We start from the raw sequence: 21,731 nt of genomic DNA on the forward strand, positions 1-21,731 counted from the left end.
AGGTTCACACCTGCGGCAGCGGCGGATTGACCGGCGCCTTCACCTCGTGCAGCACGAATGAGGTGTAAATCTCCTTGATGCCCGGCAGGCCGTTGATATGAATCTCGGCAAACGCGCCGTACGCGATCAGGTCTTCCGCCACCACCGTCAGCTGATGATCGTAGCGCCCCGAAATGCGGTGGCACGCCAGCACCTGCGGAATCGCCTGGGCGGCACGCTCAAAAGCCTGGACATTGGCGGTGTCTTTCAGCTCCAGCGAAATCTGCACGAACGCCATGACCTGATACCCCAGCTTGCGCGAATCGAGCCGCGCCTGATAGCCGCGAATGATGCCCTCTTCCTCCAGGCGCTTGACGCGCCGCCAGCACGGCGACGTGGTCAGCGACACCCGCTCCGCCAGTTCGGCGCTCGACAGCCGCGCATCTTCCTGCAGGGCTTCCAGTATCTTCATATCGGTGCGATCCAGCTTCACTTTTAGCATATTCATTGCGCTTACTTGGGTTGAATGACGTTTTCATTGCGAGAACGGTCAGAAGATCCAAAGGAATATAGCAAGATATTGTTTCTTCGCCTAGCTATAATCATTGCATCCGATACGACAAGGAAGTCCATGCAATTCATCACTCGCAAGACCCTGCCGGCGGCGTTGCTGCTGTGCTTTGCCACCGGCGCCATCGCCGCCGACGCCGGTCCCAACGTCACCGCCCATCAGGCCGAGATCGACCAGATCGTCAAAGAGATTTCGCCGCAGCGCATCGAAGGCTATGTGCGCAAGCTGGTCAGCTTCGGCACCCGCCACACCATGTCCGACACCGTCTCCGACACGCGCGGCATCGGCGCGGCGCGGCGCTGGATCAAGAGTGAGCTGGAACGTTGCGGCGCGGCCGCCGGCGGCCGTCTGCAGGTCAGCTACGACAGCCATGTACATCCGGTGATGGCGCGCCTGAGCCAGCCGACCGAGATCGTCAACGTGGTCGCCACGCTGCCGGGCACGCAGGCGGAATCGGTGGACCGCATGTACGTGGTGAGCGGCCACTACGATTCGCGCGTGACCGACGTCATGAACGCCACCGGCGACGCGCCGGGCGCCAACGACGACGCTTCCGGCACCGCCGCCGTGATCGAAATGGCCTGCGTCATGGCGCGCCACAAATTCGACGCCACGCTGGTCTTCATGACCGTGGCGGCCGAGGAGCAAGGCCTGCTGGGTGCTGCCAACTGGGCCGAGCTGGCCAAGCAGAAGAACTGGAATATCGCCGGGATGCTGAACAACGACATCATCGGCAGCTCGCGCGCCGACGACGGCCATGTCGACAACACGCAAGTGCGGTTGTTCGCCGAAGGCGTGCCGGCCGTCAAGGAAATGTCGGACGCCAACCGCGCGCTGGTTGCCACCGGCGGCGAGAACGACTCCATTACTCGCCAGCTGGCGCGCCACATCAAGGAAACCGGCGAACGCTATGTCGACAAGTTCAGCGTCAATGTGATTTACCGGCGCGACCGCTACCTGCGCGGCGGCGACCACAGCCCGTTCCTGGATCGCGGCTACGCAGCGGTGCGTTTCACCGAGCCGAACGAGGACTTCAACCACCAGCACCAGGATCTGCGCGAAGAAGGCGGCAAGAAAATCGGCGACCTGCCGGAATACGACGACTTCAACTACATCGCCCAGGTGGCGCGCGTGAATGCAGCCTCGCTGTCGTCGCTGGCGCTGGCGCCGGCCGCACCGCAGCAAGTCAAGGTGCGCACCGCCAAGCTGGACAACAACACGGAGCTGGTATGGCAGGCCAACAAGGAACCGGATCTCGCCGGCTACCGCATCGTCTGGCGCGAAACCACCGCGCCGCAGTGGCAAGGCGCGCTCTACGTCGGCAATACCACGCAGTATGTTGTTCCACGCTCCAAGGATAACTTCCTGTTCGGCGTACAGGCGGTCGACAAAGAAGGCAACGTCAGCGTCGCCACTTACCCGCTGCCACAGCGCTAGAGCAGACTAGAAAAGAGACGGCAGCAACGCCAAGGTGCGGCGGGTAGCGCCGCGGTGTTGGTTGGCGAAGGACTGGGCATTGTCGCCCATGGTTTTGCGGGCGGCCGTGTCGCCAAGCAGGCGGCCAGTGGTGGCGATCAGGTCGCTGGCGTCGGTGACGCGTTGGGCGCCGTCGGCGGCCAGTGCGTCTTCGGTCACCAGTTCGAAGTTGAAGGTGTGCTGGCCGATCAGCACCGGTTTGCCCAAGGCCGCCGGTTCGATCAGGTTCTGGCCGCCCAGCGGCAGCAGGCTGCCGCCGACAAACGCGACATCGCACGCTGCGTAGTAGGCAAACATTTCTCCCATCGAGTCACCCAGCAGCACGTCGACGCTGTGCGCCATGGCGCCGCCGTCCAGCGCCAGCTTGCTGCGGCGCTCCGCCACCAGGCCGCGCGCGGCGATCAGTTGCTGCACTTCGTCGAAGCGCTGCGGGTGGCGTGGCACGATCAGCAGCAGCACGTCTGCCGGCAAGGCGGAGCGGGCGCTTACATACGCTTGCAGGATCAGTTCTTCTTCGCCTTCGCGCGTGGAGGCGCACAGCAGCACCGGACGTTCGCCGATGGCGGCACGCAGCGCGGCGCCGATGGCCAATGCGGCGTCCGGCACCACCACGTCAAACTTGATGCTGCCGGTGACTTCCACCCGCTGCACGCCCAGCGACCGCACGCGCTGTGCGTCGGCCTCGGTTTGTGCGGCCACCAGCGTGATGCCGCGCGCGGCGGTGGTCAGCAGGGAGCCGAAGCGCGTGGCCTTGCGCAGCGAGCGCTCCGACAGGCGGGCGTTGGCCAGCACCACCGGCACGTCCTTGGCGCCGCAGACGGCGATCAGGTTCGGCCAGACTTCGGTCTCCATCAGGATGCAAACGCTGGGCTGGAAATGGCGAATGAAGCGCGACACCATGCTGGCCGTGTCGTACGGCAGATAGGACTGCACCAGCCGCTCGCCGTGCTTGGCGAACAGCGACTTGCCGGTGGTGCGCCCGGTCGGCGTCATGTGGGTGAGGATGATGCGGCTCGACGGATACTCGGCCAGCAAGGCGTCCACCAGCGGCTCGGCGGCGCGCGTTTCGCCGACCGAGACGGCGTGCACCCATAGCACCGGCGCAGCCGGAGACTCGGCGGCGCGGCCGTAAAAGCCCAGCCGCTCGCCCCAGTGCTGGCGATAACCCGGCTCCTTGCGTCCGCGCAGCCACAGGCGCGTGAGCACCAGCGGCAAGGCCAGCCACCACATCAGGGAATAAAACAAACGCATACACTCAGCCCAGCAAACTCCGGGCTGCAGCCAGCACGTCCGCCACCGCTGGCGGCGTACCCTGATCGCCCAAATTGATAATGCGCGGCGACCAGTTACCTTCAGTCTTCCAGCGCGGCGAATCCGCATAAATCTCCACCGTCGGCCGCACGAAGGCCGCAGCGATGTGCACCAGCCCCGTATCGACGCCGATCACCAGCGACGCGCGGCGCGCCACCATGATGGCATCGGCCATCGACAGCTTGGGCAGCACGCGCGCATTCGGCAAGCCGGCGGCGATCCGCTCGGCCTCGGCCAGCTCTTTCGGCGAGCCCCATGGCAGCAGCACCGGCAATGGCGCCAGCTCACGGCCCAGCGCGATCCAGTTTTCGGTCGACCACTTCTTGGCGTCGCGCGCCGTGCCGTGGAAGAACACGGCATACGACTCCGGCATCCACTCCGGACGCGGCGTATCGTCCGGCACCGCCGGCAGGCCGAAATCGGCCGGCGTGTCGACCGGATAGCCGAGCACCGCACCGGCGACGATGCGCCCGCGCGCCACCGCATGGGTACGCGGATCGGTCGGAATGCTCAGGTGATGGAAAATGCGCGAGACGCCCTCATATCCCGAGCCCTCGCTGCCATTGGCCAGGCCGACCTTACGGCCGCCTTTGACCACGCGCGCGGCGCCCATGATGATGCCGGTCTTCAGCAAGCCCTGGGTATCGAACACAAAATCGTATTCCTGCTGGCGCAGCGTGCGGAAGAACTGCTTGATCTCGGCGCGCGTTTCCGGCTTGCCGAGACTCTTGCGCCAGCGCCGCAGCGCAAACGGAATCACGTTGCGCACGCGGGCATTCAGCCGCACCAGGCTGACAAAGCCCTCCTCCACCACCCAGTCGATATTCGCGTCCGGGTAATGGCGGGCGATGTCGGCCACCATTGGCATGTTATGCAACACGTCGCCCAGGGACGACACCCGCACCAACAGGATATTCAGCGGCTTTGACGTCGACATCACAAGCTTAGAAAGGCAGCTCCGCGTCCGGCTTGGCGGCCAGGATCACGCTCTTGAACTGGCCCTGGATGCGTTCCAGCGCGGCCGGCGTTTCCGCCTCGAAGCGCATCACGATCACCGGCGTGGTGTTCGAGGAACGCGCCAGGCCGAAGCCGTCCGGGTATTCCACCCGCAGGCCGTCGATGGTGATGATGCGCTCATTGCCTGGGAACTTGGCGTCGGCGCGCAGCTTGTCCATGACGATGAAGTTCTCGCCTTCCTTCAGGTGCAGGTGCAGCTCGGGCGTGCTGTCCGACTGCGGCAGCGCGTTCAGCAGCGCCGACGGGTCTTGTTCCTTGGTCAGGATTTCCAGCATGCGGGCGCCGGCGTACAGGCCGTCGTCGAAACCGTACCAGCGGTCCTTGAAGAAGATGTGGCCGCTCATCTCGCCGCCCAGCGGCGAACCGGTTTCCTTCAGCTTGGCCTTGACCAGCGAGTGGCCGGTCTTGTACATCAGCGGCTTGCCGCCCGATTTCTCGATGTACGGCGCCAGGTGGCGGGTGCATTTCACGTCGTACAGGATCTCGGCGCCAGGATTGCGCGACAGCACATCGGCGGCGAACAACATCATCTGGCGGTCCGGATAAATGATCTGGCCATCCTTGGTGACCAGGCCCAGGCGGTCGCCGTCACCGTCGAAGGCCAGGCCGATTTCAGCGTCGGTCTCTTGCAGCGCGCGGATCAGGTCTTGCAGGTTTTCCGGGTGGGCCGGATCTGGGTGGTGGTTCGGGAAATTGCCGTCCACTTCGCAGAACAGCTCGACCACTTCGCAGCCCATGCCGCGATACAGGTCGCCAGCGAATGCGCCGGCCACGCCGTTACCGCAGTCCACCGCGATCTTGATCGGGCGGGCGATTTTCACGTCGCCGATGATGCGCTGCAGGTACTCGGCGCGGATATCGTGGGTGCTGTAAGCGCCCGGCGTGGCGGCCGACGAACCGTCATGCGCCTCGATGCTGTCATACAGGCCGGTGATCGACTCGCCGTGGATGGCCTCGCCTGCGAGCACCATCTTGAAGCCGTTGTAGTCCGGCGGATTGTGGCTGCCGGTAACCATGATGCCGGACGCCGCGCCCAGCACATTGGTGCCGAAGTACACCATCGGCGTGGCCACCACGCCCAGGTCGATCACATCGACGCCGGACGATTGCAGGCCCTCGGCCAGCGCCTTGGCCAGCGATGGACCGGACAGGCGGCCGTCACGGCCGATCACGACTTTCTTCTCCCCCTTGGCCAGCGCGGCACGGCCAAAGGCGGCGCCGATCTGGTGCGCCACGCCGGCGTCCAGGGTTTTATCGATGATGCCGCGAATATCGTATGCTTTAAAGATGGTTTTGGATAAGGTGACCATAGTAGGAATTGTGCGTGCGGGATTAGTAGGAAGGAGCTTGCCTGCATTGCAGCAGACACAACTTTCATATAGTAATTGTGATAATGGCGGCGCGCAAGCCTTGCAATTGTGCGCAGCACAAAAATCAATGTTTCTTATGCCGTATCATCCAGCGCGGCGCCTTGAAGCGCACGATGCGCACGTAAATCCAGATGTAACTGCCGATGAACAGCAGGCAGGAAATCATCAAGACCCAGGTCTGGCGCCAGAACACGGTGGCAGGAATCACCGCCATCAGCGAAAACAGCCACAGATACGGCGACGTCAGCGAATTACGGCGGATCAGCGCGCGCGCCTCCTTGCGGCCCACTGCCCACTGGACGATGCGGCGGAAAATCAGGCTGTGCAGGTGGATGCCGTCCGGCATGGCCGGCGACTTGCCGCGCACAAACATGCGGCGATAGACGGAAAACAGGGTTTCAAAGGTCGGATAAATCAGCAGCAAGGCGGCGTACCAGGTCGATACCTGGGGATTGCGCATCACCAGCAGCAGCGCCAGCTCGCCCAGCATGAAGCCGATGAAATAGGCGCCGCCGTCGCCGAGGAAAATCAGGCCAACCGGGTAATTCCAGATCAGGAAACCGGCGGTGGCGCCGGCCACCATCAGGGCGGCGATCAGCACGAACATATCATTGACCTGCAAGGCCACATAACCGAGCGACAGCAGCATGCAGATGCACACCACGCTGGCCAGGCCGTTAAAACCGTCGATGATATTGACCGCGTTGGCAATGCCGGCCACCGCCAGCACCGTCAGCGGCAGCGTAATCCACATATACGGCAGCGCCCAGGACCCAAACGGCAGATCGAGGCGGTCGATGCGGGCGTCCAGCAGGAAATAGCCGAGCGTGGCGGCGGCCATGGTCAGCAGCAGACGGCGCGTCGGGCTGACGCGGCCGGTATAGTCTTCCAGGATGCCGCCGGCGAAGGCCACGGCAGCGCAGGCCAGCAGCGCCAGCAACAGGTCGCTGAGCACCGGCACGCGCCAGATGGAAATGGCGGAACTGAGCGCCACAGCCACAAAGATCGGCAAGCCGCCGATACGGGCCACATCGTGGGCATGGACTTTTTGCACACCGTCGAAATTGGCGTCCAGGGCCGGGCCGTGCAATCTCGCCTCTTTAATGACCAGCAATGTCAGCAGCGCGGAAGCGATAAAGCTCAGTAAGAAGGAAAACATATTATTTTAATTTCTGCGTTGTATCGCAACACGAAGCATTATCAGCGTGCTAACAGCTGATTGTACAGGATTCACGCGGCGGGATCATACCAGCCACCGCCTGCACAACCGAGCATGCTTACCAATCGATACAACTCCGCAGATTGCATTATCGCGGCACGACCTTGTCTTCCAGGATTTGCAGCAGGTATTGGCCGTAGTTGTTTTTCTTCAACGGCTCGGCCAGCTTGCGCAGCTGGGCGGCGTCAATATAGCCTTTACGGTAGGCGATTTCTTCCGGGCAGGCCACTTTCAGACCCTGGCGCTTCTCGATGGTGGCGATGAACTGGCCGGCTTCCAGCAACGAATCGTGGGTGCCGGTGTCCAGCCAGGCCATGCCGCGTCCCATGACTTCCACGTTCAGCTGGCCCTTGTCGAGGTAGACCTTGTTGACGTCGGTGATTTCCAGTTCGCCGCGCGCCGATGGCTGGATGCTGGCGGCGATGTCGCATACCTGGCTGTCGTAGAAATACAGGCCGGTGACGGCGTAGTTGGATTTCGGCTTGACCGGCTTCTCTTCGATCGACACGGCGGTGCGCTGCTCGTCGAACTCGACCACGCCGTAGCGTTCCGGGTCTTGCACGTGGTACGCGAACACGGTGGCGCCGTCGGTCTGCTCGGTGGCGTGGCGCAGCAGCGCATCGAGGTCGTTGCCGTAGTAGATGTTATCGCCCAGGATCAGTGCCGATGGCGCATCGCCGACAAACTCCTTGCCGATGATGAACGCTTGCGCCAGGCCGTCCGGCGACGGCTGCACCGCATAGCTGATGCTGATGCCCCACTGGCTGCCGTCGCCCAGCAGGTCCTTGAAGCGCGGCGTGTCCTGCGGCGTCGAGATCAGCAGGATTTCCGTCATGCCGGCCAACATTAGCACCGTCAGCGGGTGGTAGATCATCGGCTTGTCATAGATCGGCAGCAGCTGCTTGGAGACGCTCATCGTCACCGGGTACAGCCGGGTGCCGGAACCGCCGGCCAAAATAATGCCTTTGCGTTTGAATGTGCTCATTGCTGGCCTTCACGATTGAAGTAATTGGTTTCCACCCACTTGGCATAGCTGCCCGACTGCACGTCGGTCACCCAGGCCTGGTTATCCAGATACCACTGCACCGTCTTGGCGATGCCGCTCTGGAAGGTCTCGGCCGGTTTCCAGCCCAGTTCCCGCTCCAGCTTGCGCGCGTCGATCGCATAGCGGCGGTCATGGCCGGGACGGTCTTTGACGAAGGTGATCTGGTCGCGGTAGCTGCCTTGGGCTTTCGGCTTCAGCTTGTCCAGCATGTCGCACAGCGTGTGGACGACATCCAGATTGGCCATTTCGTTCCAGCCGCCGACGTTGTAGGTCTCGCCCAGGCGGCCGGCTTCCAGTACGCGGCGGATGGCGGCGGCGTGGTCGGTGACGTACAGCCAGTCGCGCACTTGCTGGCCGTCGCCATAGATCGGCAGCGGCTTGCCGGCTTGGGCGTTGGCGATGATCAGCGGGATCAGTTTTTCCGGGAAGTGGTACGGACCGTAGTTATTCGAGCAGTTGGTGGTCAGCACCGGCAGGCCATAGGTATGGAAGTACGAACGCACCAGGTGATCCGACGCGGCTTTCGACGCCGAGTACGGGCTGTTCGGCGCAAACGCGGTGGTTTCGCTGAACGGCGCATCGTCCGGACCGAGCGTGCCGTACACCTCGTCGGTCGACACGTGCAGGAAGCGGAACGCGGCTTTTTCGTCGTCCGGCAGTGCCGACCAGTAGGCGCGCGCGGCTTCCAGCAGGCTGAACGTGCCGTTGATGTTGGTATTGATGAATTCGCCGGGGCCGACGATGGAACGGTCGACATGGCTTTCGGCCGCGAAGTGCACCACGGCGCGCGGCTTATGCTGCTGGAATAGCGCCAGCACCTGGGCCTGGTCGCAGATATCGCCGCGCACGAAGGTGTGGCGCACATCCTGTTTCAACGACGCCAGATTGTTCAGATTACCTGCGTACGTCAGCTTGTCAAAATTGAGAACAGGCTCATCCGACTGCGCCAGCCAGTCGAGGACGAAATTCGAGCCTATGAACCCAGCACCACCCGTAACAAAAATCATTTAGTATCCCGGAGCAAGCATTAAATTAGTCGTACCTATGATTTTAGGTGAAGTACCCGGCGTTCGGGCAAAAATAAAACAAGCGAGTACACATATGAAAACCTATGTCATCGGCGATTTGCAAGGCTGCCACGCGCAGGCGCTGGCCATCCTCGACCGCATACGCGCCCACGCGGCCGAGAGCGGCGTGGCCGAGCCGGCCATCCTGTTTGCAGGCGACCTGATCAACCGTGGACCGGATTCGCTGGCCACGCTGCGCCAGGTGCGCCAGCTGGCCATCGCCAGCGGCGGCCTGGTCGATAGCGTGCTGGGCAATCATGACCTGCACTTGCTGGCGGTGGCCTATGGCATCCGGCCCGAGCACAAGTCGGACACGCTGGCCGAGATCCTGCACGCGCCCGATCGCGACGAGCTGATCGACTGGCTGCGGCGCCGGCCGCTGGCGATCCGCTCCGGCGAGCATGTGCTGGTGCACGCCGGCCTGCTGCCGCAATGGACCGGCGCGCAAGCGATGGCGCTGGCCGGCGAGGTGCAGGAGATGCTGCGCGGCGATGGCATCGAAGAGTTTCTGGCCGAGATGTACGGCAACGAGCCGGCGCAGTGGTCGGACGATTTGCAGGGCGCCGACCGGCTGCGCTGCATCATCAACGCCATGACGCGGCTGCGCTTTTGCAGCGCCGATGGCGTAATGGACTTCAAGATGAAGGAAAGCGGCACCGTCGATCCATCGACCGGACTGATGCCGTGGTTCGAGGTGCCCGGCCGCCGCAGCCAGCGCGACACCGTGGTGTTCGGCCACTGGTCGGCGCTGGGCTTGAAGATCGAGGCCAATGTGATTGGCCTGGACAGCGGCTGCGTGTGGGGCGGCCAACTATCCGCCGTGTGCCTGGAGGACCGCAGCCTGTTGCAGGTGCAATGTCCGCAGTTCAAGGAACCGAAGAAGGCTTAAACCGCCACCACCACGCCCAGCGCCGTCGCCACCGCCTGCTGCGCGGCTTCCGCCAGATCGCGGCGGTGCGCGCCGGCGGTGTCCAGCGCCGGCAAAATCGCCAGCTGCGCCTGCACCGGCGGCCCGTTGAGGATCAGCGCGATGCTCTCGGCAAAACTGGTCTCGCCGATGAAGTCCACCGACGGATGGCTGCCGCCGCTGCCATCCCGGTAGGTCAGCGCAAACGGCTGCACCGGCACTTGCGCGTCGATGGCCGCCTCAAACAGATTGGCGTGGAACGGCAGCAAACTGCCCTGCGCCGACGTTGTCCCTTCCGGGAAGAACGCCACCCGCTCGCCGTTCTGCAAACTGGTCACCAGCCCTTTGAAGATGTGCCGCAGATCGCGCCGGTTACCACGCGAGATGAACACCGTGCCGGCCTTCTCCGCCAGCCACCCGGCCAGCGGCCACGACCTAATCTCGGCCTTGGCCACGAAATGGCTCGGGTACAGGCTGTGCACCACAAAAATATCCAACCACGAGACGTGATTGGCGACCACCATGGCGCGCTCCAGCACCGGCACGCTGCCCGGAGCCAGCGACACCGTCACATTGCACATTTTCAGCAAGCGCGTGGACCAGCGCCGGATATGCGCATTGCGCTTCTCCTGGCCGATCCACGGAAACACCGTGGCGCAGATAGCCATACCCTTGAACACGTGCAGCAGCACCCGCACCAGGCGGAATATCGTCGACAGTTTCATGCAGCGCGATCAGCGTTGATAAGCAACGTGGCCGGCCACGATGGTGGTTTGGACTTGTCCCGACAGGTTGTAACCCAGGAACGGCGTATGTTTGCCCTGGCTGGCCAGCGCCGACGCTTCCACCGTCCAATGCGCGCCGGCATCGAACAGCACCACGTCCGCCACCGCGCCGACCGACAAGGTGCCGGCGTCCAGCCCCGCCACGCGCGCCGCTTCCGACGTGATGCGCGACAAGGCGCGCGACAGCGCACTGAGGTCGCCGGTGTCCTGTTTCGAGGCGAAGTCGTCGGCCCACTTCAGGGTCAGCGACAGCAGCAGTTCCAGCCCGGTCGCGCCCGGCGAGGCTTCGCCGAACGGCAGCAGCTTCTCGTCGTCATCGACTGGCGTGTGGTCCGAGCACAGCGCATCGACCGTGCCGTCCAGCAGGCCGAGGCGGATCGCATCGCGGTCGCGCTGGCTGCGGAATGGCGGGTCCATGCGCGCATTCGAATCAAAGAAGCCGATGTCGGCGTCCGTCATGTGGATGTGGTGGGCGCCGACATCGCAGGTCACCGGCAGGCCTTCGGCCTTGGCCTTGCGGATCAGCTCCAGGCTGGCGGCAGCGGAAATGCGGCACAGGTGCACGCGCGCGCCGGTGGCACGCATCAGTTCGAAGATGGTGTGCAGCGCGATGGTTTCCGACATCACCGGCACGCCCGACAAGCCGAGGCGCGAGGCCAGCGGACCGGAAGCAGCCACGCCGCCACGGCCGATGTGCGCATCCTGCGGGCGCAGCCACACGGTATAGCCGAAGGTCTTGGCGTACTGCATGGCGCGCAGCAGCACGTTGGTGTCTTCGATGGGTTGCTCGGCGTGCGAGAAGCCGATGCAGCCGGAAGCGGTCAGCGCCGACATCTCGGTCAGCGACTCGCCTTTCAGGCCCATGGTCAGCGCACCCAGCGGATGCACGTGCGCCTGGTTCAGCTTGTGCGCGCGGTGCTTCAGCATTTCCACCAGGCCCGGCTCGTCCAGCACCGGATCGGTATCCGGCGGGCACACCAGCGAGGTGACGCCGCCTTGCATGGCGGCCTGCATTTCCGATTCCAGCGTGGCCTTGTATTCAAAGCCCGGCTCGCGCAGGCGCGCCGACAGGTCGACGAAGCCGGGCGAGACGATCAGGCCGGTGGCGTCGATGGTCTGGTCGGCCGTAAAGCCGGCCGGCGCGCCGCCGATCGTCAACACCTTGCCGTCGGCCAGGTAAAGGTCATGAATGCCGTCGATGCCGTTGGCGGGATCGATCAGGCGGCCGTTTTTAATGTGGATAGTTTTCGTCACGTTCATGCTTGCGTTCCTGCTACGATGCTCATCACCGCCATACGTACTGCGATACCAAACGTCACCTGAGGCAGGATCACTGCCTGCGCGCCATCGGCCACGGCGGAATCGATTTCCACGCCGCGGTTCATCGGCCCCGGGTGCATGACGATGGCGTCCGGCTTGGCCAGCGCCAGCCGTTCCGGCGTCAGGCCGTAGTTGGAGAAATATTCGCCGGCCGACGGCAGCAGCGCGCCGCTCATGCGCTCGTTTTGCAGGCGCAGCATGATGATCACGTCGACGTCCTTCAGGCCTTCATCCATATTGGTGAAGGTGCGCACGCCCATCTGCTCCAGGCCGCCCGGCAACAAGGTATGCGGGCCGATGGCGCGCACTTCCGGCACGCCCAGCGTGGTCAGCGCGTGGATGTCCGAACGGGCCACGCGGCTGTGCAGAATGTCGCCGACAATCGCCACCCGCAGGTTGGTGAAGTCTTTCTTGTAGTGGCGGATGGTGTACATGTCCAGCAGACCCTGGGTCGGGTGCGCGTGGCGACCGTCGCCGGCGTTGACCACGTGCACGTGGTTCTGCTTGGTTTCCATCAGGTGCTTGGCGATCAGGTACGGCGCGCCGGACTGCGCGTGGCGCACCACGAACATGTCGGCGTGCATCGCCGCCAGATTGTCGATGGTGTCCAGCAGCGATTCGCCCTTGCTGGCCGACGAGGCCTGAATGTTCAGGTTGATGACGTCGGCCGACAGGCGCTTGGCGGCGATTTCAAACGTGGTGCGGGTGCGGGTCGAGTTCTCGAAGAACAGGTTGAACACCGATTTGCCGCGCATCAGCGGCACTTTTTTCACGTCGCGGTCGGAGATGCCGACGAAGGATGAGGCGGTGTCCAGGATGTGATTGAGGATGCTCTTGGGCAGGCCCTCGATCGACAGCAAGTGCTGCAACTCGCCGTGTTTGTTCAGTTGCGGATTCAACATAGGTGGGATCTAAGCGGTTATTCAATGGTTAGCGTGAATTTGTCATCATCGGTGCGCTTCAGGACCAGCGCCTGGCCGGCCGGCACCGCCACCTTGGCGGCGACGAAGTCGGCGGCCACCGGCAGCTGGCGTTCGCCGCGGTCGACCAGCGCCGCCAGCATGATGCGCGCCGGGCGGCCGTAGTCAAACAGCTCGTTGATGGCGGCGCGCGTGGTGCGGCCTGTGTACAGCACGTCATCCACCAGCAGGATGTTGGCGGCGGCAACGTCGAAGGTGATGTTGGTCGGCTTGACGTCGGCCGGCAGGCCCTTCTTGGCGTAATCGTCGCGGTAGAAGGACACGTCCAGCACGCCGCAACGCGCCGACAGGCCGAGGTCGGCCGCCAGACGTTCGGCGATCCAGGCGCCACCGGAATGGATGCCGACAATGGCAACGTCCGGCACGCCGGCCAGGCCGGCTTTCACATCGGCCAGCAGCGTCGCGTACAGCGCTTCGGCATCGAGTTGGTGGGGATTGAGGGTAGACATGGTCACAGGGTATCGAAGTATTGTTGCAGAATGATGGCGGCGGCGCGGTCGTCGATGACCTCGCCGCGCTTGGCCGAGATGACGGCCGAGGAATAACGTTCGTCGACCAGCTCCACCGGCAGGCTGAAACGGCCGTGCAATTGATTGGCAAACCGGCGCGCGCGCGCCGTCATTTCGTGTTCGTTGCCGTCCGGGTGCATCGGCAGGCCGACCACCAGCAGCGCCGGCTTCCACTCGTCCAGCAGTTTCTGGATATCGGCGAAGCGCTTGGCGTTATCGATGGCGCTGATGACTTTGAGCGGCTCGGCCTGGCGCAGCATGGTATTCCCCATGGCCACGCCGATTCTTTTCACGCCGAAGTCGAAAGCAAAGATGGTGTCGATACTGCTCACGCGTGTCCTGCCTCGGAGGTGAGCATGAGAGGATCAATGCCCAGCAGGCGCATGGCCGCCGTGTAGCGTTCCTCGATCGGCATATTGAACAGGATCTCGGGATCGGCGCCGACCGTCAGCCAGCCGTTGCGGCCGATTTCGTCTTCCAGCTGGCCCGGACTCCAGCCCGAGTAGCCGATCGACACCAGCATGCGCGGCGGACCTTCGCCGGCGGCCACGGCCTCCAGCACGTCGATCGAGGTGGTAAAGGCGATTTCGTCGGTCACCGTCAGCGACGATGAATAGCGGTGGCCAGGCGTGTGCAGCACGAAGCCACGGTCGTCCTGCACCGGGCCGCCGAACATGATCGGCTCGTCGTCGTGACCTTCCAGGCCGGACTCCACCTTCAGCTCGATGCGCTCGAACAGCGTGTGCATGGTCATGTCGGTAGGCTTGTTGATCACCACGCCGAGCACGCCGTTTTCATTGTGTTCACAAACATACACCACGGCGCCGCCGAAGACCGGGTCTTGCATCGATGGCATTGCAATAAGGAAATGATTAGCCAGATTCAGCGTGCTGGTCGCGACGCCTGCGGACTCACCGGCGTCATGCAGCATGCCGGGGACAGGTAGAGTTGTGCCTATTTTGCTCTTCTTCATACAAGTTGCTCTCTCTGCTGGGTGCGTGTGCTTTCTGTGCTGCTGACAATTACTGTAGTATTCGCGCGGCTAGCAACTATGTTTACCCTGTAGTTTACACTGAATTGAGGGGACGACCATGATTGCGTCTACCACAATATTGATACAGACCGAATGAAACTGACTTCTTCCCTCGTATGGCTGCGCCGCGATTTGCGGGTTTTCGACCATGTCGCCCTGCAGCAGGCGCTGCTGGGCAGCGAAAAAGTGTATTGCGTTTTTGTCTACGACACCACGATCCTGGACAGCCTGCCGCGCCGCGACCGCCGGGTCGACTTCATCCACGCCAGCATTGCCGAAGTGGCGGACGAACTGGCGCAACTGGGCGGCCACCTGATCGTCCGGCATGGCGATCCGGTCGACGAGATCCCGGCGCTGGCCGCCGAACTGGGCGTGCAGGCGGTGTTTTGCAATCACGATTATGAACCGCAAGCGATCGAACGTGACGCCACGGTGGCGGCGACCTTGGAAGCGGCTGGCCGCAAGTTTTTCAGCTACAAGGATCAGGTGATCTTTGAGTGCAGCGAAGTGCTGTCGCAGACCGGCGGCGTGTTCTCGGTGTTCACGCCCTACAAGAATGCGTGGCTGAAAAAGCTGGCGGCCGATCCGTCGGTGCTGGCACCGTACAACATCGAGCCGCATGCGGCGCGCCTGGCGCCGCCGCCCTCGCCTGCGCCGGCTTTGCCGACGCTGGCCGAACTGGGCTTCGAGCCAAGCAACCTGGCCGAGCTGAAGATCCCGACCGGCATGTCCGGCGCCGCGCAGCTGTTCGAGGACTTTTTGCCGCGCATGGCCGACTACAACGTGGCGCGCGACTTCCCGGCGGTGAAGGGACCGTCCTATCTGTCGGTGCACTTCCGCTTCGGCACGCTATCGGTGCGCCACCTGGTGCGCACGGTGCTGGACTTGCAGGAACGCGGCGCCGGCGGCGAAGGCGCGGCCGTGTGGCTGTCGGAACTGATTTGGCGCGAGTTCTACGCCATGATCCTGTATCACAACCCGCACGTGGTGGGCGGCGCCTACAAGCCGGCCTACGACGCGATTGAATGGGAGACCGGCCCGGAGGCCGACGAACTGTTCGCCGCCTGGTGCGAAGGCCGCACCGGCTATCCGCTGGTGGATGCGGCCATGCTGCAACTGAACCAGACCGGCTGGATGCACAACCGCCTGCGCATGGTGACGGCGTGCTTCCTGATCAAGGATTTGGGTATCGACTGGCGGCGCGGCGAAGCGTACTTCGCGCAGCACCTCAACGACTTCGATCTGGCCTCCAACAACGGCGGCTGGCAGTGGGCGTCGTCGTCAGGCTGCGACGCGCAGCCCTACTTCCGCATCTTCAATCCGGTGACACAGTCGCAGAAGTTTGACGCGCAAGGAAAATTCATCCGCCGCTACCTGCCGCAACTGAAAGAGCTGAGCGACAAGGAAATCCACGCGCCATGGCTGGCGCCGCGCATGCTGGCGCCGGGTTATCCAGCGCCAGTGGTGATGCACGACGAAGCGCGCAAGCTGACGCTGGAACGCTACGAGGTGGTCAAGAAGCCTGCGGCGTAAGCAGGCCGTCGATCGCCTCCAGCAGCACCGCTTCCTGATACGGCTTGCCGAAGTAGGCGTTGACGCCCAGTTCCAGCGCCACGTTGCGGTGCTTGTCGGCGCTGCGCGAGGTGATCATGATGATCGGGATGGCTTTGGTGCGTTCGTCTCCGCGCACATTGCGCGTCAGGTCGAAGCCGTCCATGCGCGGCATCTCGATATCCACCAGCATCAGGTCCGGCGTCGACTCCTGCAACTGTTCCAGCGCGTCCACGCCATCCTTGGCCAGCAGCACGCGATAGCCTTCGCGCTCCAGCAGGCGCTGGGTCACGCGGCGCACGGTCAGCGAATCGTCCACCACCATGATGCTGCGGCCCAGTGCAGGCAGCACGGCCGGACTCTCAGCCGCTGCTTGGGCGTACTCCTGCCGCGCCTCCGGATGATGCGCCAGATGCTGCGCCAGCGCCACCGGATTCAGGATCAGCACAATGTCGCCGGTGCCCAGCACCGTAGCGCCGGCAATCCCCACCATTCGCGACAACTGCGGGCCGATATTCTTGATCACCACCTCGCGGTTGCCCAGCACTTCATCCACCTGCAAGGCCAGACGCTCGTTGCCGTTCTTGAGCATCATCACCGGCGATGATCGCTGTACCGGCGGCTGCGCGCTGTCGCCCAGCAGCGTAGGCAGGTACTGCATGCCGTTCTCGCGCGCCTCGGCCAGTGCCGCATCCTTCATCTGCAACACCTGCTCGACCAGAATCGCCGGCAGTGCGTAGGTCTTGCCGCCGGCGGCCAGCAGCACCACCTGGGTGACGGCCAGCGTCAACGGCAGGCGAATGGTGAAGCGCGTGCCTTTGCCTGGCTCCGACAGCATGTCCACGCGGCCGCCCAGTGCTTGCGCTTCCGACTGCACCACGTCCATGCCGACGCCGCGTCCCGACAATTCGGTCAGCGTGTCGGCGGTGGAGAAGCCAGGTTCAAAAATCAGGTCGGCGATTTGCGCATCGGAGGCGGCGTCTTCTTCCGCCAGCAGGCCGGTGCTGATCGCCTTGGCCTTGATGCGCTCCAGATCGAGGCCGCCGCCATCGTCGCTGAATTCGATGACGATCTCGTTGCCCTCTTGCGCCACTTCCACCAGCAGTTCGCCGGTTTCGCTCTTGCCGGCGGCGATGCGGGCTTCGCGCGTTTCCACGCCGTGGGCGATGGCGTTGCGCAGCAGGTGTTCAAACGGCGCGGCCATGCGTTCCAGTACGCTGCGGTCCAGTTCCACGCTGCTGCCGCGGATATCGAGGTTGACGCGCTTGTCGACGTCCTTGGCGCTCTGGCGGGCGACGCGGAACAGGCGCTCCGAGATGCTGGCGAAAGGCACCATGCGCACGCGCATCAGGTCTCGTTGCAAGTCGCGCGTCAGGCGGGCTTGCTGTGCCAGGTCGTTGTGGGCGTTGTCGACGCTTCGGGTCAGACTTTCGTGGAAGCTGGCGACGTCATTGACGCTTTCGGCCATCATGCGCGTGAGTTCTTGCAGGCGCGTGAAGCGGTCGAATTCGAGCGGGTCGAATTCGCGGTCGCTGGAGACGGCCATGCGCGAGGCGATTTGCGATTCGGCCTGCATTTCGACTTCGCGCAACTGGCGGCGCAGGCGGGCCAGGTTGTCGGAGAAGTCGGTCAGCGAGGTGCGCAGGGTGTCGACTTCGTTTTCCAGCCGGGAGCGGGAGATCGAGACTTCGCCGGCCTGGTTGACCAGGCGGTCGAGGATGTCGGCGCGCACGCGGACCAACGGCGATTTGACGCCGGCTTGGGCTTCGTCGGCTGGATGCACGACGGCCGGTGCTGTCGATTGTGGAGCTTCGCCGGACGGCGTGGCTGCCGCATCGCCGGCTGCGCTGTCGCCTTGATGCGCGGCTGCCGGCTCGCCATCCGCCAGCGCGCCAACATTGTCTGCCAAACCGGCTTGCAATGCCTGAGGATTTTGCAATTGCTCGAACAGCAGCAAGGCATGGTCGTAGTGCGCCAGCAGTTCGTCGAAGGCTTGCGGCGTGGCGGAGCCGGCGTGCACCATGTTTTCGATGTGCGTTTCGATCTCGTGGCAGTGCTGACCGAGACGCATCGCGCCGGCCATGCGCGCGCTGCCTTTGACGGTATGCAGGAGACGCAGCAGGCTTTGGGCTTGTGCAGTATCGGCAGGATGGTGCTGCCAGGTGCGCAGCGCTTCGCCGACTTGCGGCAGCAGATCCGCGCCTTCTTCCAGGAAGACCGGCAGCAGGTCGGCGTCCAGTTCATCGTTGAAGATGGCGGGAGCGGCAGCCAGGATTTCCGGCGCCGCAGGCGCCAGCGCGATAACTTCCGCGTCTGGCTCTGGCTCGGCGGCTGGCGCGGGCTCTGGCTCTGGCTCGGCGGTGAGCGGCACGTCTGGCTCTGGCTCTGGTTCGGCGGGGGGTGGCGCGGGCTCTGGCGGCGGTACGGGCGCGATTGGCTCAGCAATCTGTAGCGGCGGATCGGCAAAGGCATCGTCAAAAGCGGCGTTGAACAGATCATCGATACCGTCATCAACATGCACTTCCGGCTTTTTCTTCAACGGCGGCGCAACCGGTGCTTCGGACTCCGGCACCGTTCCGCTGATCGCGTTGTACGTCTCGCGGAACAACTGGTCCAGCGCCGACTCCTGCGCCACTGGCGGCGTATTGATGCCATCCATGGTCTCGGACACCAGATCATCCAGCCGCGCCTCGATTTCATTGCTGGCCGCAGGTGGCGTCGCCGCCAGCTCTTCACGCAAGCCTTGTAAAGCGCCGATCAACTCCGGCTGCGCATCCGGCAGCTCGCCGGCCGCAAAGCTATGCAGCATCTGGCGAACGCGCTCCATGGTGAAGTCCAGCAGATCATGCTGCACCTGATCCAGATGCGGCGCCGGCGGCAGCAGCACTTCCAGCGTGTCCTCCAGCGCCAGCGCCAGTTCGCGCAATGCCTTGAAGCCCACCGTGCCCGAGGTGCCAGCCAGCGTATGCGCAGCCTGCAGCGCCTCCGGATTCACCGGACGGCGCGGCTCATGACGCCACTCGCCAAAGTCCTGCACCAGCTTGCGCACCAAATCATCCGACTCGTGCAGATAGATGTTGTACAGCGGCAGAGGGATTTCCAGATCGCCGATATGCTTGACGTTATCGTCACGTTCCACCGACGGCGGCGTAATGGTCGGGAATTCGATCACGTTGCCATGGCTAACGACCGGCGGCGCGCTCGGCGCAATCACCTCCGGCTCGTCCGGCGCAGCAATGGCCTCGATTTCCTCCACAGCAGGCGGTTCATCGATCGGCGCATCAGTCGGCGCGGCTGGCTCGGTAGGTTCAGCCACCAACGGTTCGTCCGGTTCCGCCGCCTCCAGCGCGGCGTCGCCGCCATCCTGCACGCGCGCAGCGGCAGCAATCAGCGCATCGGCATTACGCTCCGAAACGCCATTCGCAACCAGCTCCGCCACCCACACGTCCAGCGCCTGCGCCGCACTGCCCAACAACTCATACAGCGCATCCGTGACCGGGCGCTGCTCCGCCAGCCACACATTGAGCACCTTCTCAATCGCATACGCCGCATCGGCAAACTGATTCAAGCCCACCATCCGCCCACTGCCTTTCAACGTGTGGAAGGAGCGCCGCAGCATGCTCAGATTCTCTTCGCTGCGCGGCTGCGGCAAAGCCTCGCCGACAAACACCAGCACCTCCTGCGCCTCGGAGATAAAGATATCGAGCAGCTCCGCCTCGACCGCTGCATCGCTGGCCGCAGGCGGCGGCGCTTCGGCCGGCATCGACACCGGCGCGGGCGCCGGCACCTGCTCGTCCAGCACCGGAATCGACTCCGACGCCGCGATCTTCTTGAACGGCACCGAACGGAAACTGCCCTGCTCCGCATCAAACGCAAAGCGCTCGCGCGCACCATCCGCATTCTGCGCCAGCATATCGACGAAGAAGCCCAGCGCGCCGACGTTCTGCGCAATATCATCCAGCGCCTTCGGCTCAGCCGACGGATCGCCATCGCCATGCAGCAGCGCCTGAACATCGGACTTCACCTGCTGCACCGCGCGCGTGGCATCATCCTGATCCAGCACCGACAAGGCGCCCTGCAACTGATGCAGCACCGGGTCCAGTTCCTGCAACGACGGCCGCTTCGACGGATCGGCGTAGTAATCGTCCAGTACCTTCTCCACCTGGCGAAGACCGGACTTCATCTCCATCGCCAGCGCCACCACGGTGTCGTCCTGCTGCATCTGATTGGTCAGACCTTGCTGCCACTGCGCCGGCTCCGGCGGCGTGTCGCCGGCGACCAGCGCCTGCAAACGCGCGCCGATGGTGTCCGCATGGCCGGCGAAATCGTCCGGCAGATGGCGGATATGCTGCAACCCATGTTCCGCAAACAGGAGCGCGGTCGCCATCTCCAGCGCCAGCTCCTCGCTACGGCCAGCTGATACCGCCTTGCGCGCCACATCCGCCAGTTGGCGCAGCAGAGCGCTCAGCGCCGGCAGGTTCAGCGTCTCGCACTCGGCCGCCGTGTCGGACAGCGCCGCTTCAAAAGCCGCATCCAGATCCGGATCGATTTCCGCATTGGCCAGCCGGTCCCAATTGGACTTGGCCTGCGCGATGCCGGCCTTGGCGCGTGCCAGCGCCTCAAGGTTGATCTGGCCATAACGGCGGGTTTCATAGTCGGCCGGCGCCAGGCCGTCCAACGCGTAGGCGCTGCGCAGCTGCTGCACTGTGCTGGCTGGCGATTCCGCGCCAGCGGTGGCGATGAAGAACAGCGCATCGCGCAGCATCGCTTCCGGTTGCGCCGCCGTGCCCTGGCTCAGACGGCGGATCTGCAAATTGATCATGCCGAACAGCTGCTTGACGTACAGGCTGGCCGTCAGCTGACCGCCGGCCACCAGTTCCGCAAAACCCTGCATCGCCAGCCAGAACGCGCGCGCCGCGCCGTCCTGCTGCGCATCGGCTACTTGCTTGACGGCGTCCAGCAACGCGGCAGCATGCTCCTGCTGCTGGGCCGGATCAGCACTCTTCAGATACGGCAGCAACGCGCGCTCGAAGCGCTGGCGGCAGGCCGCGTAGTCCGGCGCTTCAGCAGGGGCTTCAGCAGCGGCCTCGGACGGCGGTAAACCGACCGGCTGCGACAAATCGGGGAAGAACAAATCGGCCGGATGGATGCGTTCCACGCCAATCATCTCCTGCACCGCGCGGTAGTACGGGAACAGCCTGGCCGGCTGCGATGGCGCGCCCGCCAGCAGTTCTTCCAGATACTCCACCAGCGCCTGATACAGCTGCGCCACCGCCTGCGCGTTGTCGGTGCTGCACTTCAGCGTGCCAGCCTTGAAGCGGTCCAGCGCCGCCTCGGCCACCTCGGTCATCAGACTGACGCCATCCAGATCGACCATCTGCAACGCGCCGTGCGCCTGATGCAGGTGCGACTTGGCGTGTTGTAGCTGCGTGGCCTGATCCTCCGGCTCCCGGCCGCCCGCTTCAAACAACGCGGTGCGCGAACGGGCCAGCGACTCGCGGATTTCCACCATCACCCACGATAAGGGGCCGGTGTCCAAGGGCGGTTGCTGCGGGGTCGAAAAATCAGTATGGGTCATGCTTGTCTCAGCC

17 protein-coding genes are annotated in these 21,731 nt (G+C 63.9%); 3 read left to right on the forward strand and 14 right to left on the reverse strand.

The annotated features are described in order from the left end of the window. Positions 1–4 precede the first annotated feature (4 nt). Positions 5–487 (reverse strand): Lrp/AsnC family transcriptional regulator, encoded by a 483-nt coding sequence (locus GTP69_RS16705; protein ID WP_161055923.1) that lies wholly within the window; start codon positions 485–487, stop codon positions 5–7. 123 nt (positions 488–610) lie between these two features. Between GTP69_RS16705 and GTP69_RS16710 the strand changes: the two genes are divergently transcribed. After that, positions 611–1,987 (forward strand): M28 family peptidase, encoded by a 1,377-nt coding sequence (locus GTP69_RS16710; RefSeq protein ID WP_161055924.1) that lies wholly within the window; start codon positions 611–613, stop codon positions 1,985–1,987. A 6-nt stretch (positions 1,988–1,993) separates the two neighbouring features. Here the strand turns inward: GTP69_RS16710 and waaA are convergent, their stop codons facing one another. From waaA to rfbB, 6 genes are all read right to left on the reverse strand, one after another. Next, entirely contained in the window at positions 1,994–3,277 is a 1,284-nt protein-coding gene (gene waaA / locus GTP69_RS16715) for a lipid IV(A) 3-deoxy-D-manno-octulosonic acid transferase (RefSeq protein ID WP_161055925.1), read from the reverse strand. Between the two features lie 4 nt (positions 3,278–3,281). Next, positions 3,282–4,274 carry a lipopolysaccharide heptosyltransferase I gene (gene waaC / locus GTP69_RS16720; RefSeq protein ID WP_161055926.1) on the reverse strand — a complete coding sequence of 331 codons (993 nt, stop codon included), beginning with the start codon at positions 4,272–4,274 and terminating at the stop codon, positions 3,282–3,284. A gap of 7 nt (positions 4,275–4,281) precedes the next feature. After that, positions 4,282–5,664, reverse strand: coding sequence for a phosphomannomutase/phosphoglucomutase (locus GTP69_RS16725; RefSeq protein ID WP_161055927.1), 1,383 nt, complete (start codon positions 5,662–5,664; stop codon positions 4,282–4,284). 124 nt (positions 5,665–5,788) lie between these two features. After that, entirely contained in the window at positions 5,789–6,883 is a 1,095-nt protein-coding gene (locus GTP69_RS16730; RefSeq protein WP_161055928.1) for an MraY family glycosyltransferase, read from the reverse strand. Between the two features lie 148 nt (positions 6,884–7,031). Beyond that, positions 7,032–7,928, reverse strand: coding sequence for a glucose-1-phosphate thymidylyltransferase RfbA (rfbA, locus tag GTP69_RS16735; protein WP_161055929.1), 897 nt, complete (start codon positions 7,926–7,928; stop codon positions 7,032–7,034). Continuing rightward, positions 7,925–8,995, reverse strand: a complete 1,071-nt coding sequence (gene rfbB / locus GTP69_RS16740) for a dTDP-glucose 4,6-dehydratase (protein WP_161055930.1) — start codon at positions 8,993–8,995, stop codon at positions 7,925–7,927. Before rfbB ends, rfbA begins: the two co-directional genes overlap by 4 nt. A gap of 94 nt (positions 8,996–9,089) precedes the next feature. Here rfbB and GTP69_RS16745 point away from each other — a divergent pair, with 94 nt between their 5' ends. Further along, positions 9,090–9,944 carry a symmetrical bis(5'-nucleosyl)-tetraphosphatase gene (locus tag GTP69_RS16745; RefSeq protein ID WP_161055931.1) on the forward strand — a complete coding sequence of 285 codons (855 nt, stop codon included), beginning with the start codon at positions 9,090–9,092 and terminating at the stop codon, positions 9,942–9,944. Here GTP69_RS16745 and GTP69_RS16750 read toward each other — a convergent pair. From GTP69_RS16750 to GTP69_RS16775, 6 genes are read right to left on the reverse strand one after another with little or no spacing between them, the layout of a single operon-like run. Beyond that, positions 9,941–10,687 (reverse strand): lysophospholipid acyltransferase family protein, encoded by a 747-nt coding sequence (locus GTP69_RS16750; RefSeq protein ID WP_161055932.1) that lies wholly within the window; start codon positions 10,685–10,687, stop codon positions 9,941–9,943. The two genes, GTP69_RS16745 and GTP69_RS16750, sit on opposite strands and share 4 nt — an antisense overlap. A 9-nt stretch (positions 10,688–10,696) precedes the next feature. Continuing rightward, complete coding sequence (locus GTP69_RS16755; protein ID WP_161055933.1) at positions 10,697–12,007, reverse strand: dihydroorotase; 1,311 nt, start codon at positions 12,005–12,007, stop codon at positions 10,697–10,699. Beyond that, entirely contained in the window at positions 12,004–12,969 is a 966-nt protein-coding gene (locus GTP69_RS16760) for an aspartate carbamoyltransferase catalytic subunit (protein WP_110845154.1), read from the reverse strand. The genes GTP69_RS16755 and GTP69_RS16760 overlap by 4 nt, the downstream gene beginning before the upstream one ends. 17 nt (positions 12,970–12,986) lie before the next feature. Then, positions 12,987–13,496, reverse strand: coding sequence for a bifunctional pyr operon transcriptional regulator/uracil phosphoribosyltransferase PyrR (pyrR, locus tag GTP69_RS16765; protein ID WP_161044957.1), 510 nt, complete (start codon positions 13,494–13,496; stop codon positions 12,987–12,989). A gap of 2 nt (positions 13,497–13,498) precedes the next feature. Continuing rightward, the gene (gene ruvX, locus GTP69_RS16770) at positions 13,499–13,828 is read right to left on the reverse strand and encodes a Holliday junction resolvase RuvX (protein WP_229261016.1); all 330 of its coding nucleotides are present in this window, start codon (positions 13,826–13,828) and stop codon (positions 13,499–13,501) included. 56 nt (positions 13,829–13,884) lie between these two features. After that, on the reverse strand, positions 13,885–14,529 hold the full coding sequence (locus GTP69_RS16775) for a YqgE/AlgH family protein (protein ID WP_161055935.1): 645 nt from the start codon (positions 14,527–14,529) through the stop codon (positions 13,885–13,887). 153 nt (positions 14,530–14,682) lie between these two features. Between GTP69_RS16775 and GTP69_RS16780 the strand changes: the two genes are divergently transcribed. Continuing rightward, positions 14,683–16,122 carry a cryptochrome/photolyase family protein gene (locus GTP69_RS16780; RefSeq protein ID WP_161055936.1) on the forward strand — a complete coding sequence of 480 codons (1,440 nt, stop codon included), beginning with the start codon at positions 14,683–14,685 and terminating at the stop codon, positions 16,120–16,122. Here GTP69_RS16780 and GTP69_RS16785 read toward each other — a convergent pair. After that, a complete protein-coding gene (locus GTP69_RS16785; protein WP_229260991.1) occupies positions 16,103–21,718 on the reverse strand; it encodes a hybrid sensor histidine kinase/response regulator in 5,616 nt (1,871 codons plus the stop codon). The two genes, GTP69_RS16780 and GTP69_RS16785, sit on opposite strands and share 20 nt — an antisense overlap. Positions 21,719–21,731 lie beyond the last annotated feature (13 nt).

The organism is Duganella levis, assembly GCF_009857605.1.
GTDB classification, from domain to species: domain Bacteria; phylum Pseudomonadota; class Gammaproteobacteria; order Burkholderiales; family Burkholderiaceae_D; genus Rugamonas; species Rugamonas levis.

Bases quoted from the DNA above. Each gene is read 5' to 3' on its own strand.
- GTP69_RS16775 (WP_161055935.1), bottom strand. From the start codon at position 14,529: ATGAAGAAGAGCAAAATAGGCACAACTCTACCTGTCCCCGGCATGCTG.
- GTP69_RS16730 (WP_161055928.1), bottom strand. From the start codon at position 6,883: ATGTTTTCCTTCTTACTGAGCTTTATCGCTTCCGCGCTGCTGACATTG.
- GTP69_RS16760 (WP_110845154.1), bottom strand. From the start codon at position 12,969: ATGTTGAATCCGCAACTGAACAAACACGGCGAGTTGCAGCACTTGCTG.
- waaC (WP_161055926.1), bottom strand. From the start codon at position 4,274: ATGTCGACGTCAAAGCCGCTGAATATCCTGTTGGTGCGGGTGTCGTCC.
- GTP69_RS16750 (WP_161055932.1), bottom strand. From the start codon at position 10,687: ATGAAACTGTCGACGATATTCCGCCTGGTGCGGGTGCTGCTGCACGTG.
- GTP69_RS16745 (WP_161055931.1), top strand. From the start codon at position 9,090: ATGAAAACCTATGTCATCGGCGATTTGCAAGGCTGCCACGCGCAGGCG.
- GTP69_RS16780 (WP_161055936.1), top strand. From the start codon at position 14,683: ATGAAACTGACTTCTTCCCTCGTATGGCTGCGCCGCGATTTGCGGGTT.
- rfbB (WP_161055930.1), bottom strand. From the start codon at position 8,995: ATGATTTTTGTTACGGGTGGTGCTGGGTTCATAGGCTCGAATTTCGTC.
- GTP69_RS16755 (WP_161055933.1), bottom strand. From the start codon at position 12,007: ATGAACGTGACGAAAACTATCCACATTAAAAACGGCCGCCTGATCGAT.
- waaA (WP_161055925.1), bottom strand. From the start codon at position 3,277: ATGCGTTTGTTTTATTCCCTGATGTGGTGGCTGGCCTTGCCGCTGGTG.
- GTP69_RS16785 (WP_229260991.1), bottom strand. From the start codon at position 21,718: ATGACCCATACTGATTTTTCGACCCCGCAGCAACCGCCCTTGGACACC.
- GTP69_RS16725 (WP_161055927.1), bottom strand. From the start codon at position 5,664: ATGGTCACCTTATCCAAAACCATCTTTAAAGCATACGATATTCGCGGC.
- GTP69_RS16710 (WP_161055924.1), top strand. From the start codon at position 611: ATGCAATTCATCACTCGCAAGACCCTGCCGGCGGCGTTGCTGCTGTGC.
- GTP69_RS16705 (WP_161055923.1), bottom strand. From the start codon at position 487: ATGAATATGCTAAAAGTGAAGCTGGATCGCACCGATATGAAGATACTG.
- pyrR (WP_161044957.1), bottom strand. From the start codon at position 13,496: ATGTCTACCCTCAATCCCCACCAACTCGATGCCGAAGCGCTGTACGCG.
- ruvX (WP_229261016.1), bottom strand. From the start codon at position 13,828: ATGGGGAATACCATGCTGCGCCAGGCCGAGCCGCTCAAAGTCATCAGC.
- rfbA (WP_161055929.1), bottom strand. From the start codon at position 7,928: ATGAGCACATTCAAACGCAAAGGCATTATTTTGGCCGGCGGTTCCGGC.